Annotated in this window: 16 protein-coding genes; 5 read left to right on the top strand and 11 right to left on the bottom strand. The window is 55.8% G+C overall.

Features of this window, described 5'->3' with window-relative positions; translation table 11 throughout:
- Nucleotides 1-10: 10 nt before the first annotated feature.
- Both SMB34_RS01435 and SMB34_RS01430 read right to left on the bottom strand, forming a co-directional pair.
- Entirely contained in the window at nt 11-814 is an 804-nt protein-coding gene (locus SMB34_RS01435; RefSeq protein WP_037987324.1) for a class I SAM-dependent methyltransferase, read from the bottom strand.
- An 83-nt stretch (nt 815-897) separates the two neighbouring features.
- Nucleotides 898-1,767, bottom strand: coding sequence for a LysR family transcriptional regulator (locus SMB34_RS01430; protein WP_037987323.1), 870 nt, complete (start codon nt 1,765-1,767; stop codon nt 898-900).
- Between the two features lie 123 nt (nt 1,768-1,890).
- Between SMB34_RS01430 and SMB34_RS01425 the strand changes: the two genes are divergently transcribed.
- Nucleotides 1,891-2,484, top strand: a complete 594-nt coding sequence (locus tag SMB34_RS01425) for a cysteine hydrolase family protein (RefSeq protein ID WP_037987322.1) — start codon at nt 1,891-1,893, stop codon at nt 2,482-2,484.
- 69 nt (nt 2,485-2,553) lie between these two features.
- Here SMB34_RS01425 and phbB read toward each other — a convergent pair whose 3' ends face one another.
- The 3 genes from phbB to SMB34_RS01410 all read right to left on the bottom strand — a co-directional run bounded on the left by phbB (nt 2,554) and on the right by SMB34_RS01410 (nt 5,363).
- Nucleotides 2,554-3,276 (bottom strand): acetoacetyl-CoA reductase, encoded by a 723-nt coding sequence (phbB, locus tag SMB34_RS01420; RefSeq protein WP_037987321.1) that lies wholly within the window; start codon nt 3,274-3,276, stop codon nt 2,554-2,556.
- A 248-nt stretch (nt 3,277-3,524) separates the two neighbouring features.
- Nucleotides 3,525-4,697 carry an acetyl-CoA C-acetyltransferase gene (locus tag SMB34_RS01415; RefSeq protein ID WP_037987320.1) on the bottom strand — a complete coding sequence of 391 codons (1,173 nt, stop codon included), beginning with the start codon at nt 4,695-4,697 and terminating at the stop codon, nt 3,525-3,527.
- 204 nt (nt 4,698-4,901) lie between these two features.
- Nucleotides 4,902-5,363: an Lrp/AsnC family transcriptional regulator gene (locus SMB34_RS01410; protein ID WP_037987319.1), complete on the bottom strand. Its 462-nt coding sequence runs from the start codon at nt 5,361-5,363 to the stop codon at nt 4,902-4,904.
- A gap of 111 nt (nt 5,364-5,474) precedes the next feature.
- Between SMB34_RS01410 and SMB34_RS01405 the strand changes: the two genes are divergently transcribed.
- Nucleotides 5,475-6,500 carry a nucleoside recognition domain-containing protein gene (locus SMB34_RS01405; RefSeq protein WP_240478716.1) on the top strand — a complete coding sequence of 342 codons (1,026 nt, stop codon included), beginning with the start codon at nt 5,475-5,477 and terminating at the stop codon, nt 6,498-6,500.
- Here SMB34_RS01405 and SMB34_RS01400 read toward each other — a convergent pair whose 3' ends face one another.
- Nucleotides 6,501-7,595 carry an alpha/beta fold hydrolase gene (locus tag SMB34_RS01400; protein WP_240478715.1) on the bottom strand — a complete coding sequence of 365 codons (1,095 nt, stop codon included), beginning with the start codon at nt 7,593-7,595 and terminating at the stop codon, nt 6,501-6,503. It lies immediately after the preceding gene.
- On the bottom strand, nt 7,558-8,361 hold the full coding sequence (locus SMB34_RS01395) for a hypothetical protein (RefSeq protein WP_037987315.1): 804 nt from the start codon (nt 8,359-8,361) through the stop codon (nt 7,558-7,560). The genes SMB34_RS01400 and SMB34_RS01395 overlap by 38 nt, the downstream gene beginning before the upstream one ends.
- Before the next feature lie 323 nt (nt 8,362-8,684).
- On the opposite strand from SMB34_RS01395, the gene phaR reads away from it, so the two are divergent.
- The 3 genes from phaR (at nt 8,685) to SMB34_RS01375 (ending at nt 11,322) form a co-directional block, all read left to right on the top strand.
- Complete coding sequence (gene phaR, locus SMB34_RS01390; RefSeq protein ID WP_037987314.1) at nt 8,685-9,299, top strand: polyhydroxyalkanoate synthesis repressor PhaR; 615 nt, start codon at nt 8,685-8,687, stop codon at nt 9,297-9,299.
- 769 nt (nt 9,300-10,068) lie between these two features.
- Nucleotides 10,069-10,464 (top strand): helix-turn-helix domain-containing protein, encoded by a 396-nt coding sequence (locus tag SMB34_RS01380; RefSeq protein WP_007090137.1) that lies wholly within the window; start codon nt 10,069-10,071, stop codon nt 10,462-10,464.
- A gap of 135 nt (nt 10,465-10,599) precedes the next feature.
- On the top strand, nt 10,600-11,322 hold the full coding sequence (locus SMB34_RS01375) for a hypothetical protein (protein ID WP_051682061.1): 723 nt from the start codon (nt 10,600-10,602) through the stop codon (nt 11,320-11,322).
- Here SMB34_RS01375 and proB read toward each other — a convergent pair.
- From proB to rplU, 4 genes are all read right to left on the bottom strand, one after another.
- Nucleotides 11,285-12,400, bottom strand: a complete 1,116-nt coding sequence (gene proB, locus SMB34_RS01370; protein ID WP_037987312.1) for a glutamate 5-kinase — start codon at nt 12,398-12,400, stop codon at nt 11,285-11,287. The two genes, SMB34_RS01375 and proB, sit on opposite strands and share 38 nt — an antisense overlap.
- Nucleotides 12,397-13,434 (bottom strand): GTPase ObgE, encoded by a 1,038-nt coding sequence (obgE, locus tag SMB34_RS01365; RefSeq protein WP_007090140.1) that lies wholly within the window; start codon nt 13,432-13,434, stop codon nt 12,397-12,399. Before obgE ends, proB begins: the two co-directional genes overlap by 4 nt.
- Nucleotides 13,435-13,613: 179 nt before the next feature.
- Nucleotides 13,614-13,874, bottom strand: coding sequence for a 50S ribosomal protein L27 (gene rpmA, locus SMB34_RS01360; protein ID WP_007090141.1), 261 nt, complete (start codon nt 13,872-13,874; stop codon nt 13,614-13,616).
- Nucleotides 13,875-13,904: 30 nt separating this feature from the next.
- Nucleotides 13,905-14,216 (bottom strand): 50S ribosomal protein L21, encoded by a 312-nt coding sequence (gene rplU, locus SMB34_RS01355; RefSeq protein ID WP_007090142.1) that lies wholly within the window; start codon nt 14,214-14,216, stop codon nt 13,905-13,907.
- Nucleotides 14,217-14,447 lie beyond the last annotated feature (231 nt).

Raw genomic sequence — 14,447 nt, 5'->3', positions numbered from 1 at the left:
ATGTTTTGAATTACCGTTCTTTTCGCAACACCAGCGTATAGCACATCGGGATCTGGACTTTCCTGTCTTCATAGATATCAAATTCAGTTTCCCGATTTGAATGCGGATATTCGTTAAAACGTTCCAGTTTTAATCCGGCAGCGACAGCCGCAGACACGATTTCGCCCATCGTGTGGGAAAACCACCATGAAACCGGCCCCTGCCCGCCATCAGATCCGTCATAGGTGATGCTATCTTCGTTTGCGTGCGGTCCACGCTCAAAATATGATTGCGACGGTGAAAACGGATCGGCAGAAGTCGGATCAAACATTTCAAGAAACGGGTGGGTTTCATAGATAACGAGCACCCCATCCCGAGCCAGCAGCCCTGAGACGGCATAGAAGAAACGTTTCAAATCCGGCATCCAGTTCAGAACACCAATGGTAATCAAACCAAGGTCAAAATCGCCCGGCGTATCTTCCGGCAATTCGTAAATGTCAGCACTGAGAAAATCACATTTCCGTCCCGATAGATGCGCCAGTTTCCGGGCTTGCGCGAGAAATGCATCGGATTGATCAATCCCAAGCACAGTTTTTGCGCCCATGGCCGACAAGGACAGCACTTCGCGACCGTTATTGCAGCACACCTGCACGACGCGTTTTCCCACGACACCGACATCCTCCAACGTTTCCCGCAAGGTTTCGTCGAACGTCGAGAAATCGGCTTTCGCAACCTCGGCCAAAAGTCGTTGCCAGGTTTCACCGGCTTCATGCAATGGTGCAGAGGCATCCCATGCGGCACGGTTGGCCGATGTGTATTTTTTGTGTGCGTCCATGGCCTGCCCCTGCCCACACCATAAGTTGTAATATTTCAATAATCACAACCAAGACAGCAGACTGTCAAACGAACAATGCAGGATCACACGGATTTAATTGCCGCACTGCCAATCAGTACATCAGACACCCATTCGGCAACAACCCGCACGCGCGGCACATGGCGCATATCCTGATGGATCAGGAGCCAGATTTCGCGTCCCTCCGGCTCTATATCGGGTTTGCGCGTCAGCCCCGCGACGCGATCCCCCAAACATCGTGGCAACAGGGCAAAGGCATTGGCCGAACATGCCATCGTCGCCATGATGGACCCGCGATTGGAACGGCTGATGGTTTGGCGGTTAGGGAAATGGCGGTTGAGCCATATCTGTTCGGGCTTGTCGGCAAACGCGTCGTCAAGATCGACCCACGGTGCATCGGTCGGGTCATTGATCCCATCGGGACCATAAATACCGTATTCCATCACACCGATTTTCCGGATGTGAAATGCCCCGGTTTGAGGCCTGGCAAGGCGTAGCGCAATATCGGTTTCACGTTGCGGCAGGCTTAGATTGCGGTTGCCACCAATCAGTTCGACGCAAAGGGATGGATGGTTTGATGTCAGTTCCCCCAAACGCGGGGCAATGCAGTTTTCAAAAATCACATCCACCCCGGCAACGCGAACAACACCCGATATTTCCGGACGGGCTACCTTTTCCGACAGAGTGCCATTTGCTTCGAGCAAGGTACTGACTTCGGCCTCCATCGCCCTTGCGGTTTTCAGAAGGCTTTGTGCGCGCAATGTCGGGCGCATCTGGCCATCCCGACGCAGCAGGACGGGAAAGCCGGTGGTTTCTTCAAGCCGGGCAATACGACGCGCAATCGTCGTCTGGTTGACGCCAAGTTCACGCGCGGCCGCACTCATGGTATTTGCGCGGCAAACGACGGCGAATGTCCGCAAGGCTTCCCAATCCATGGATCATCACCCGGTTATAATTTCTGCATATGCGCAGATCATATCTGCAAATTGACGGATTTAAACTGCAAACATGCAGATACATGATCAGGCCATTCAAATGACTTTGAAAGGACAGCCACCATGAGTGCACAATCCATCTTTGAAATTCTTGGCGTTGAACTTCCGACCGGATCGGCGCGGGATGCTGCATTGATCGTGATCGATGCCCAGGAAGAATATCGCAGTGGCAGGTTGAAGCTATCAGGGCTTGAACCTGCACTGGACAATGTGGCCCGCCTGATCGCCCATTGGCGCACGCAGAACGGCACCTTGATCCATATCCAGCATCACGGACAGGGTCTGTTTGATCCCGAAGGTCCGTATGCCAAGATCATGGATGAAGTCGCCCCGCGCGACGGCGAGCTGGTTCTGACAAAGAATGTGCCCAATGCCTTTAGCGGGACAAACTTGCGCGACCTGATTGATCAGGCCGGATTGAAACATGTGGTGCTGGCCGGTTTCATGACACATGTCTGCGTGTCGACCACCGCACGTTCCGCCAACGAACAGGGATTGCAGGTCACCATCGCGGGGGATGCGGTCACCACACGCGATCTGCCCGCGACAGTGGATCACGCTGCCATCCCGGCCGCGGAATTGCACCGCGCCGAACTGGCCATTCTGGCCGATGCGTTTGCCAAGGTCGTTAATACCGAGGATGCTCTGAAAGCGTGATTGTAAATGCAAAACACCCCGCAGGATTGCTGCGGGGTGTTTTGATGAGAGTGAGCGCAAGAAGTACGATCAGAACATATGCTGCCCGCCATTGAGCGACAGACAGGAACCGGTGATGAAGCCGGAATTCGGGCCACACAGGAACAGCACGGCCTGCGCGATTTCCTCGGCCTCGCCAAGACGACCAACCGGGATTTTCGCGATGATGCCCTCAAGAACCTTTTCCGGAACGGCGGCGACCATGTCGGTATTGATGTAACCCGGCGCGATGGTATTGACCGTAATACCTTTGCGCGCGACTTCCTGTGCCAGTGCCTTGGTAAAACCATGCACCCCAGCCTTGGCGGCGGAATAGTTGGTCTGGCCGAGCTGACCGGCCTGACCGTTGATCGACGAAATATTGACGACCCGCCCGAACCCGCGTTCGCGCATGCCTTCAAGCACCGGCTTGGTCATATAGAACAGCGAACTTAAATTCGTTTCGATCACCGATTGCCAATGGTCAACCGACATCTTGTGCATGAAGCCGTCCCGCGTAATCCCCGCGTTATTGACCAGAATATCAACCGGCCCGAGTTCGGATTCCACCTGTCGAATGCCATCCGCACAGGCATCGGCATCGGCAACACTCCATTTGAAGGTCGCAATGCCGGTTTCTTCGGTGAAAGCGCGGGCAGCGTCATCATTGCCTGCATAGTTTGCAACAACCGTATGGCCCGCTTCCTTGAGCGCCAGGCTGATCGCCTTGCCAATTCCGCGTGTGCCACCGGTTACCAGTGCCGTTTTTGTCATGGTCGCCTCCCTAAACTTCAGTCATCCAATTCATGTATCGGTATCCCGTAGTTTGCCCTTCTACGACATGCGAAATTTTAATCCACAAAATCAATTATAAATGTAACTTTATTTCCCATCCATGATTCATGTCACGTAAAATGCGTAAACTCTGGTCGAATTTCATCTGCATCCTCGGGTAAACAAACAGGGCAGCCCCCAAAGGAGGCCGCCCTGCACGTTTCATCCAATCAGATGGTTCGAAGCGATCAGCGTTCGACGCACAGTGCGACCCCCATGCCCCCACCAATGCACAATGTCGCAAGGCCCTTTTTGGCATCGCGTTTCTGCATTTCGTAAAGCAGGGTGGTAAAGACGCGTGCGCCCGATGCACCAATCGGATGGCCAAGGGCAATCGCCCCGCCATTGACATTAACCTTGTCGGTATCCCAGCCCATGTCACGGTTCACCGCAATCGCCTGTGCGGCAAAGGCTTCGTTGGCTTCGATCAGGTCAAGATCACCAACCGACCAACCGGCTTTTTCAAGTGCCTTGCGCGATGCCGGGATCGGGCCGGAGCCCATAACAGCCGGATCAACACCGGCGGTCGCCCAGCTTTTGATCGTAGCAAGCGGGGTCAGGCCGCGTTTAGCGGCTTCGTCGGCGGACATCACGATCAGGGCAGCGGCCCCGTCATTGATGCCCGATGCGTTACCGGCGGTTACCGTGCCTTCCTTATCAAAGGCCGGGCGTAGTTTCGCCATGCCTTCGAGGCTGGCACCATGACGCGGATATTCATCGGCATCAAAGACCACATCGCCCTTGCGCGAGGAAAGGGTAACAGGGGCGATTTCATCATTGAAGCGGCCGGATTTCTGGGCGGCTTCGGCCTTGTTTTGTGACGCGGTCGCGAAGGCATCCTGTTCTTCGCGGGTGATCTGCCATTTAGTGGCAATGTTTTCCGCGGTGTTGCCCATGTGATAGCCATTGAAAGCGCACCACAGGCCATCCTTGATCATGCTGTCGATGAATTTGACATCACCCATCTTGTGACCGGCACGCAGATTGGCAACGTGCGGCGACATGGACATGTTTTCCTGACCACCGGCAACGACGATTTTAGCGTCACCCGCCATGATCTGCTGGGCAGCAAGGGCAACGGTGCGAAGGCCCGATCCACAGACTTGGTTGATGACAAAGGCGGTGGCAGTATCGGGGATGCCAGCAGCGATTGCCGCCTGGCGTGCCGGATTCTGTCCGGCCCCGCCGGTCAGGACCTGACCGAAAATAACCTCGTTTACGGCATCCGCCTCGACACCGGAACGTTCCAGAGCCGCCCTGATGGCAACAGCGCCAAGCTCGTGTGCTGGGGTATTGGCCAGCGAACCGCTAAAAGCGCCGATCGGTGTGCGTGCGGCACCCACAATTACGACGTCTGTCATGAAACCCTCCGATTATATCTTGAATACGTTTTTCCCCGGACCTTTACGATCCTGATGATCGGACCTGCAATCCACCTACGATCTTATCGCGACGCAACAAAAAGCCAAGCATTGATACGCACCACTTTCGGACAGTTTTGTTTCCGGGTGTATGGGCCGGGCAAATCCGCGCAGATCGTTATCCTCATAGTTTGCCTGAAACGGCTATAACGCAACCCCGACTTCATCCTTTAATACCTCTGTCGCGATATAGGTGCGGTACCAGACGATGTTGTCGTCCGCGTCAAACAGGGTTTCGCATAGGGCGGTATATTCCGCCATGTCGCGCATATGTAGGACCAGAACACCGGTGACCTCGCCAGTGACAAGGTAGCATTGCCGAACGGCTTCAAGGGTGCGGACTTTTTTGATGAAGTCCTGCCGGTAGCGGTTGCCATGGCGATGAAATTCCAGATTGATCACCGCAATTAATGGCCGTCCGACCAGCGCGGGATCAATCACCGCCACGGTTTTGCGAATGACGCCAGCCTCGCGCAACTTGGCAACACGGCGCAAGCAGGCCGATGGTGACAGGCCAACATGATCGGCAAGCGTTGCATTCGCGATATCCGCGCTTTCCTGCAATATCCGAAGGATTTTGGTATCGATACGGTCAAGGTCGGCCAATATATGCAACTCCGAAGCGCGGTATGATGAAAGTACGCTTTATTATTGCACGGAAACACGTGATTTCGCCGCACAATAATATATCGACTGTGCGAGGATGCGCATCGTTAAATGACTGCCCCACATATGCCCTTCGTACCACCCAAGAAGCCCGGAACCTCGCGCCCCATGCATCGCTATTTCCTGAATTTGCTAAACCGCAGCCAGCGTTTGTTCATCACCCTGATCAAGGTCATGTTACCCGTCATGATCATTGTGCGGATTGCCGATGAATTCGGCGCGGTTGCCTTTGCATCCGACCTGCTGTCCCCCATCATGAGCCTGATCGGATTACCGCCCGAAGCCGGTCTGATCTGGGCAACATGTGCGCTGGTCAGCATGTATGGCGCGGTCGGGGCGTTTATCGGGTTATCCGCCCATTTGGATATGACAGCCGCCCAGCTAAGCGCGCTTTGCGCGATGATGCTGTTTGCCCATGGGCTTCCAGTCGAACAGGCGATTGTCAAACGCGCCGGGGCCAGCCTGATCACGACCACGGCCCTTCGGCTTGGCGCGGCGGTGTTCTACGCCGCACTGGTCACATGGATCAGCAATACCACCGGCTGGCTTTCCGAGCCGGTTGATTTTTCTTGGATGGCGGGCGGCGAGACGGCTGTGGTCGCCACCGGTATGGATGGCTGGGTCGAATGGACCATCCAGACGATAAAATCGCTTGTCGTGACCTTTGGCGTGATTGTCGGATTGCTGGTGTTGCTCGATATCCTTGATAAAACCGGCATTACCGAGCGCATCACGCGCGGCATGATGCCGATCCTGCGGGTTTCGGGATTATCGCGCGACGTCGCCCCGGTAACGACCATCGGTGTGTTGCTGGGCCTGACTTATGGCGGGGCGCTGATCATTGACGAGGCGCGTAAAAAGAACTTCCCGCCGCGCACGCTTTTCCTGTCGCTCAGTTGGCTGTCGCTGTCGCATTCCCTGATTGAGGATACGGCGATCATGCTGGCCCTTGGTGCGGATATCTGGGTCGTTCTGGTCGGGCGGGTGATCCTGACATTGCTGATCATTGCCGCCCTTGCGCGCCTGACGCTACGTTGGCAAACCAAGCCGACGGTGGCGCCCGAAACCGGCTTCTGATTATTGCGTTTCCGCCAGCCAGTCGAGCACCGGTCCCCAGGTTGATTTTTCCGCGCGCGATCCGACCATCATGCCGATATGACCTGCCGATGGGTGCAGTTCGGTTCGCACATCTTCCGGCAAGCTTGCGAAAAGGGCCTGTGCACTTTCAGGCGGGACGATCCGGTCATTTTCGGGGATCACGGCCAAGGTCGGGCAACTGATATCAGCCGGGTTGATATCAATGCCGTCGATCTGCCATTCGCCCTTGGCCGGTTTGTTTTCAACATACCAGCCAATCAGGCAATCAATCGCCACCCGGCGGGTCAGCGGCACACCGTCATTCAGCCAGTCTTCAAGCGCGACGAAATCATCGGCCTTGGCCGAATTGGCGGGGATGGAGGCAAAGCGGCGGAACTTTTCCCCGATCATAAAGGGATCGAGGCTGGCAAACAGGCTTTGCAGCACATCGACCGGCAGGCTGTCATGGATCGATAGCATATGGGGCAAAGAGGGCGCGAAGGCCGCGGCAATCCTGCCCTGCGTCGGGCCAGCCGCCATGAAATCCCAGGGGGTTGCCAGCAGGACCAGACGCGATACCTGTGCGGGGTCAAGCAAGGTCGCGGCCAGCGTGAGCACGCCCCCCATGCAATAACCGATCATCGGCACCGGCCCGCCATTCATATCGGCGATGTCCTGAAGGGCGGTGACCAGACGGCCCGCGATGTAATCATCAAGGCCGTAATGGGTTTCTTCTTCGCCGGGATAGCCCCAATCGACCAGAAGCGGCCGATATCCGGCCTTGGCCAGAAAACGTGCGAAGCTGCGTTTTTTATTCAGATCAAGGATATAGCCACGGTTCACCAGAGACGGCACCAGCACAACAATGCCAAGCGGGCTTCTGGGCTTGGCTTCTTCGACTGCGCCGTAATCGCGGATGCGGGTTGCGCCGTCTTCCCAGATTACGGGCGCATCATCGACCCCACGTTTATAGCCGTGTTTCTGATAGGCGCGCACACCGTCATGAAAGGCCGACTGATTGGCAAAGGCGACGCGATCAAGGGCCTGCGCGATATCATCAGGATGATGTTTTTCCATCTCGTTCAGGAGCTTCATCGCCCGATCCTGCAGTTCCGGCCTCCAGGGCAGATATTGTTTCCTGAAGATCGGCAATGCGGCGCGCGAGCTCAACCAGCTCGTCATCTCGACTGCCAGATGCATCGCCAGCGGCCTTGGCCCGGCGCGACGATTGCTTGCCCTTTTCGGCGGATTTGTCTGCTGTCGGTTTTGCGCGCTCATTTTTTCCCTGCCCCGATTTATTGCTTTTGCCTGTCTTGCCTTTGGTCGCTTCAGCCTTACCAGCCTCTTTGGCGGTCGTGCCCGGATCGGCCTTTTTATCGACATTGGCCTTGCTGGTCGCGCCGGTCATTCCGGGCATCGCCATTTTTGACATCTGATGGATCATGGCCGCCATGGGATTGGCCGCCGGGTCCATCGGTGTGCCCTTCATCATTTCCGGAAGCGTTTCGGGCGTCATACCGGGTATCATTCCGGACATCATTCCGGGGAACCCACCCGGCACAGCCCCCGGAAGAGCACCGGGAAAAGCCCCGGGTTTCTGGCCGGTCGCCAATTGCCCGATCAGCTTGCCCCATGCCTCAAATCCTTCGCCGATCCGCGATGTATCGGCCCCGAGCGATGCATAAAGCCGTCCGATGGCGCTCGCCGCGTCGGCACCATCGGCTGTCGCGGCAACCTGTTCGCGCCAAAGATCCATGAATTGGCGGGCCAGATGATCGAGTTGATCATCAAGTTCATCATCGAGGTTATCATTTGGCAGATCGTCGGGATCCTGATCCTTTTTCGCCCCTGTTTCGGACACGGCTGCTTCCCCCGGTTCTGGTTCGGATCACGCAGATGAAATGCGCCTTGTGACTTTCGATCACTATAGGCGGTTCGGACGCGTGCGAAAACGAAATCCATTGCTGCGCGGCAACAACAGGGACCAGAGGTTGTTTTTCGCAGCGCACATCGCGTTGAACACTGGACACATTGGAATTTACACGGCACTCTTGTGCACGCTTGAGCAGACGCAAAATTCAAAATGCTGCGCAACATTCAGATTTGTGCAAACGCAAACAAGGTATTTCATACCGCACTGCCCAAGCCAGACGTCCGGGAAACAGGGAAGCAGGGAATAACGTCATGACCACGAAAAAATCAGATGATCAGGATCGCGTCGTTATCAAGAAATACGCGAACCGCCGCCTTTATAACACTGCGACCAGTTCGTATGTGACGCTTGACCACCTCTCGCAGATGGTCAAGGACAACACCGATTTCGTCGTTTATGACGCCAAGACCGGAGAGGATATCACCCGTCCGGTCCTGACACAGATCATTGTCGAGGAAGAAAACAAGGGGCAGAACCTTTTGCCGATCAGCTTCCTGCGTCAATTGATCGGATTCTATGGCGACAGCCTTCAGGGTCTGGTGCCAAGCTATCTGGAACAGGCGATGCGGTCGTTTGCGCATAATCAGGAACAGATGCGCGAATATATGCAGGGCACGATGCAGGGCATTTTCCCGTTCGGCCAGTTCGAGGAAATGAACAAGCAGAACATGGCGCTGTTTGAACAGACCATGAAGATGTTTTCCCCCTTCCTTCAGGAAGAGGCAGACAAGGCCAATGCAAATGCCGAGGCAGCCAAAAATGGCAAACCGGCAAAAAATGACGCATCCCTTGATGACCTGAAAAGCCAGCTTGAAGCCATGCAGGCGCAGCTCAACAGTCTGGTCAACAACAAGGCCAGCAAGTAAACGGCCCCAAACCCGTTCATTCCAAAGCATCACGCAGAAAGCTCCGGATTTTCCGGGGCTTTTTTGTTTTTGCCCGCATGTGTTGCGGCATCATTCCTGCATAAACTTTTCATTAACGTTTTTCACCGCCCGGCACCTGTCGCAAGGCGGCAATTTTTGCCGGGTTTACGCCCCTTTGAACGGAGTCCCTTGCATAAGGCCAGTTAAATACCCCGGTTGAACGCACAAAACCGCAAAATGACATGACAGCGATAACGCCGATCCCCTTGCCCCCGGCCCGCAGGCCCGACGCTGCAAGTAGTGGAACAGACGGCCCTGCCGGGATCGGGATGGATGTCACTGCACTGGTTTCGCCTGTACGGGAAATCGCGCAGAACGGTGGCGCATGGCTTGAACCCCATGATCCTGGGGGCAGTGCAGCATTTTGGGCGCAGCTTTTGGGGCAGCTCCTACCTCAGGAAAACCTTTTGCAACCTGCGGTCATTCAGGAATTGCATGCCAGCTATGCACGTCATTCCACACCTTACGGCTCAGAAAGCCATGTCTTTTTTTCGCCTAACGCACTAGACAACGACAGGCGAATTGACCTATATAGCTAGCTTCTGGCGGATCGCTGAGACTTCTATCTGACCAAAGTTCAGATATTTCTTGCAAGCAGACAACCTTCAAACCGGGTCAACCTGCTTGTAATAAATAGGCGAAATTAACAAGCCTGACAGCGTCCCGAGTGGGAATCAATAACTGGCGGTTGATAACGGAAAAATATGCAATGACTGAGATTGTATCAAACGAAGAACCGAAACGTGCTAATCGCGCAACCGATACGGACCGTTATGTCGGTCAGCGTATTCGTGAACGTCGCATCATGCTGGGCCTGTCCCAGCAGCAGATGGCCGATCTGATCGGTGTCACCTACCAGCAGGCTCACAAATACGAGCGCGGCATCAACCGCATTTCTGCCGGTCGTCTTTACGAAATCTCGCAGGTCCTGGGCGTTCCCGTCAGCTACTTCTATGAAGGTCTCGACGGCAACCAGGAAACCGAGCTTAATGCGCGTCAGCGCATGTGCCTTGAACTGGCGCGCAACTTTGCCAGCATCAAGCACGAAAAACACCAGGAAGCGCTGAGCCAGATGGCACGCGCACTGGCCGATCAGGCTGCCTAAGCCTGATCACTGCGATCTTCAGCATTGCTGCAAAAATCAGGCTGCCTTCCTTCGATGGCAGCCTTTTTTTGTGGCTGATCACAGGCACGATTTTTGTGATAGCGTCACGGCAAGACCAAGACAGGGACAAACCGTATGACAGGCGATATCACACAATCCGGCCTGATAGATCTGATCGACCAGCAACGCAGCAAACTTGGCTATCTGTCGATATCGGCCCTTATGGCACTGACAAGGGCCGGGAATGCCATCCTTGATCCGTTTTCAACCCTGATCAGCATCCATGCCGAGATCGGGCGCGACAATATTTTCTATCCTGCCGTCCGGCTTGATGCCACCTCCCCGGAGATGCTTGAAATTGGCAGCCGAAATACGTTCTACGGCAACACGGTGATTGATGCCCAGACAGGACTGATCACGATCGGCAATGGCAATCTGTTTGGCGAGGGATGCGTCCATGTTGCCACCAACCAGCCCGGTGCAACGATCATTATCGGATCAGATGGCCGTTATCGCGGGTCAATCCAGATTTCCGGCTTATCCGTTCTGGGTGATGGCAGTCAGATCCTTGGCAATATCATTGTCCGCGATGTGCAGCTTGGCGCGGGCGGATCATTTCGCCACCCGATTGCCGATGAACGCGGCGCGGTTTTAAAGGGGATTGGCGAAGGACGGGGGATTATCCTTGAAACAGGTCAGGTGATTGCCGGAAACGGCACCCTTGCCCCCGAAAACGTCCGCATGCAGTCCTTTTATCATCCGGATGCAACAAAGGGGCAGCCGATGGCTACCCCTTTGTTGCAAAACCCATGTCCGGCATCTATTGGTCGGCAATCACCAGATCATCGGAATGGATGACCGCGTTGCCGCGGCTATATCCCAATGCGGTTTCGATTTCCTGTGAAGAATGCCCCTTGATCATGCGGGTTTCCTCGGCCGAATAGGACGAGATGCCGCGTCCGATTTCGGCACCATCTGCATCAAGGATGCGTACCGCATCGCCGTGCTTGAAGCTCCCATCAACACCGGAAATCCCCGCCGCCAGCAGGTTTTTGCCTGCCCGCAATGCCTTTGCCGCACCACCATCAACGATGATCGCCCCACGGGCCGAAAGCGACGTTGCGATCCAGTGGCGACGTGCCGCAAGCGGGCTTTCGCTGGGCAGAAAGAGGGTATGGGGGCCGCCATCAAGCTGCGCCTTTAGCGGATGATAGATCGTGCCGCGCGCGATCATCATGCGGCACCCGGCTTTCATCGCAATTTCGGCCGCCTGCAACTTTGTCACCATCCCGCCGGAGCTGTACATCGTCGACGCAGCACCGGCCATGCCCATGATTTCAGGTGTCAGTTCGCGAACGGTCGGGATCAGGGTCGCATCCGGGTTCTTGCGCGGATCGGCGGTATACAGGCCATCAATATCGGACAGCAACACCAGCGTATCAGCCGAAATCATGTGCGCGACCTTGGCCCCAAGACGGTCATTATCGCCAAAGCGGATTTCTTCGGTCGCAACCGTATCGTTTTCATTGATCAACGGTACCGCACCGCGTGCCAGCAACGCATTCAATGTCCCACGCGCATTAAGGTAACGGCGGCGGCTTTCCATATCCTCAAGGGTCACCAGAACCTGCGCCATGATCAGGCCATTGCGGCCCAGTGCTTCCTGCCAGACCTGCGACAGGCTGATCTGGCCTGTCGCGGCAGCGGCCTGTTTGTCGGCCAGGCTGATGGTGCGGTGATCAAGCCCGAGCAAACGCCGCCCCATGGCGATCGCACCACTTGATACGACAATGACCTCGACCCCGCGTTCACGCAGAAGGGCGACGTCATCGGCAAGTGCTTCGAGCCAGGCGCGGCGAAGCTTGCCTGTATTTTCATCGACCAGAAGGGCCGATCCAACCTTGATGATCAGGCGTTTTGCATCTGCAAGGCTCACGGTTGGAAGCCCTCGTCTTCGCGGCCTTCCATCGCGCGGCGTTCGCGTTCACCGATGATGTGGCGACGCAATTCGCGATGGACTTCCTTGACCCCCTGCTGGGTGGCACCGGACACGATAAAGACTTTCTTTCCGATCCCCTTTTCAAGGATTTCGCGCTGTTCCTCGACCATTTCCGGCAGAAGCTGATCGGCCTTGGAAAGGGCGACGACTTCGGGTTTGTCGATCAGGATATCGGCGTAACCTTCAAGCTCCTCGCGGACCGTGCGATAGGTTCCGACCGGGTCTTCGTCAGCACAATCGATCAGATGCAGCAGGACTTCGCAGCGTTCGATATGACCGAGGAACCGGGTCCCGATGCCCTTGCCCTCGGATGCACCTTCGATCAGACCGGGGATATCGGCCAGAACAAACTCGTGATCATCGATCTCGACCACACCCAGCTGCGGATGCAGGGTGGTAAAGGGATAATCGGCGATTTTCGGACGCGCGCTTGACGATGCGGCAAGGAAGGTGGATTTCCCCGCATTGGGCAAGCCGACCAGACCAGCATCGGCAATCAGTTTGAGGCGCAGCCAGACCGACATTTCCTCGTTCGGCCAGCCTTCTTCCGCACGGCGCGGGGCCTGATTGGTGGAGGATTTAAAATGGGTGTTCCCCCGACCGCCATCCCCGCCCCGGCACAGCACAAAGGTCTGCCCGGGTTCAAGCATATCGACAATCAGGGTTTCGCGGTCTTCTTCAAGGATCTGCGTTCCGACCGGCACCTTGATGGTGATCGAGTTGCCCGACCGGCCGGTACGGTTACGGCCCATGCCATGCATGCCGATTTCGGCCTTGAAATGCTGCTGATAACGGAAATCGATCAGGGTGTTGAGGTTTTCGACCGCTTCGACAATCACGTCACCGCCGCGCCCGCCATCGCCGCCATCCGGGCCACCATATTCGATGAATTTTTCGCGCCGGAAGCTGACCGCACCGGCACCGCCGCGGCCACTGCGTACGTGGATTTTTGCTTCGTCGAGAAACTTCATAACCGGTCCTTTGGGCGATGCCCGTCAATCATTCCGCCCGGCCGGATCGCGATTTCGAAACAGATCGCCTCGCATCGACGGCACGGGAAATTTTCATATAACACATAAAACAAGGGAGGAATGATTGCTCATTCCTCCCTCGAAATCTTTGCTACGGATGAGCGCAGCCGACGGGAGGCTTACGCCTCGGCCGGAACGACACATACATAGGTACGACCCTTGAAGCCCGACTTGAACTGGACGTTGCCGCCAGCCGTCGCAAACAGGGTGTGGTCTTTGGCCAGGCCAACATTGTCGCCGGCGTGGAACTTGGTGCCACGCTGACGAACGAGAATGTTACCTGCAACAACCGTCTGGCCGCCGAATTTCTTTACGCCGAGGCGCCGACCTTCGGAGTCGCGACCGTTACGGGAGCTACCACCAGCTTTCTTATGAGCCATGAAACTCTCCTAAAACTGCATCCCGGCCGATCAGGCCGTGATGTCCGTGATGCGCAGAACAGTCAGGTTCTGGCGATGACCATTTTTGCGACGGTAGTTGTGCCGGCGCTTTTTCTTGAAAACGATCACCTTGTCGCCCTTGGTCTGCTCGAGAACTTCTGCATTCACAAAAGCCCCTTTGACCAACGGAGCACCAACCTTCGGCGCACCGTCGCCAGCAACCATGAGAACTTCTTCAAGTTTCACGGTGTCACCGGCCTGGGCAGCGATCTTTTCGACTTTGATAACGTCGTTGGCAGCAACTTTATACTGTTTGCCGCCAGTTTTGATGATTGCATACATCGATATAGTTCCTGAAAAATCATTCTGGAAACGCACACGCGCGCTTCGGTGTCGCTGCTAACTGAAACCGAACCGCTGCGAGAGACGGGTGAAATACCTTTTTAGCCCGCCAGAGTCAACCGCAAAGCGCGTCATTTCCGGGCTTTGGCCATGGCCGGGGCGCATGGCAGAGGTTTGCTTCCCAACCCAACCCGGCCCAACCGGCAAAAGAGTTCGTGGAAAATACGTTTT

It is taken from the genome of Thalassospira permensis NBRC 106175 (genome assembly GCF_000714555.1).
Classification (GTDB): domain Bacteria; phylum Pseudomonadota; class Alphaproteobacteria; order Rhodospirillales; family Thalassospiraceae; genus Thalassospira; species Thalassospira xiamenensis.
The sequence above is the reverse complement of the archived record's forward strand: the minus strand, read 5'-3'. Positions and strand labels throughout refer to the sequence as shown.

What these genes read in the sequence shown, in the direction of transcription:
- SMB34_RS01435 (WP_037987324.1), bottom strand. Translation starts at nt 814, where the DNA reads ATGGACGCACACAAAAAATACACATCGGCCAACCGTGCCGCATGGGAT.
- SMB34_RS01430 (WP_037987323.1), bottom strand. Translation starts at nt 1,767, where the DNA reads ATGGATTGGGAAGCCTTGCGGACATTCGCCGTCGTTTGCCGCGCAAAT.
- SMB34_RS01425 (WP_037987322.1), top strand. Translation starts at nt 1,891, where the DNA reads ATGAGTGCACAATCCATCTTTGAAATTCTTGGCGTTGAACTTCCGACC.
- phbB (WP_037987321.1), bottom strand. Translation starts at nt 3,276, where the DNA reads ATGACAAAAACGGCACTGGTAACCGGTGGCACACGCGGAATTGGCAAG.
- SMB34_RS01415 (WP_037987320.1), bottom strand. Translation starts at nt 4,697, where the DNA reads ATGACAGACGTCGTAATTGTGGGTGCCGCACGCACACCGATCGGCGCT.
- SMB34_RS01405 (WP_240478716.1), top strand. Translation starts at nt 5,475, where the DNA reads ATGACTGCCCCACATATGCCCTTCGTACCACCCAAGAAGCCCGGAACC.
- SMB34_RS01400 (WP_240478715.1), bottom strand. Translation starts at nt 7,595, where the DNA reads ATGAAGCTCCTGAACGAGATGGAAAAACATCATCCTGATGATATCGCG.
- phaR (WP_037987314.1), top strand. Translation starts at nt 8,685, where the DNA reads ATGACCACGAAAAAATCAGATGATCAGGATCGCGTCGTTATCAAGAAA.
- SMB34_RS01380 (WP_007090137.1), top strand. Translation starts at nt 10,069, where the DNA reads ATGACTGAGATTGTATCAAACGAAGAACCGAAACGTGCTAATCGCGCA.
- SMB34_RS01375 (WP_051682061.1), top strand. Translation starts at nt 10,600, where the DNA reads ATGACAGGCGATATCACACAATCCGGCCTGATAGATCTGATCGACCAG.
- obgE (WP_007090140.1), bottom strand. Translation starts at nt 13,434, where the DNA reads ATGAAGTTTCTCGACGAAGCAAAAATCCACGTACGCAGTGGCCGCGGC.
- rpmA (WP_007090141.1), bottom strand. Translation starts at nt 13,874, where the DNA reads ATGGCTCATAAGAAAGCTGGTGGTAGCTCCCGTAACGGTCGCGACTCC.
- rplU (WP_007090142.1), bottom strand. Translation starts at nt 14,216, where the DNA reads ATGTATGCAATCATCAAAACTGGCGGCAAACAGTATAAAGTTGCTGCC.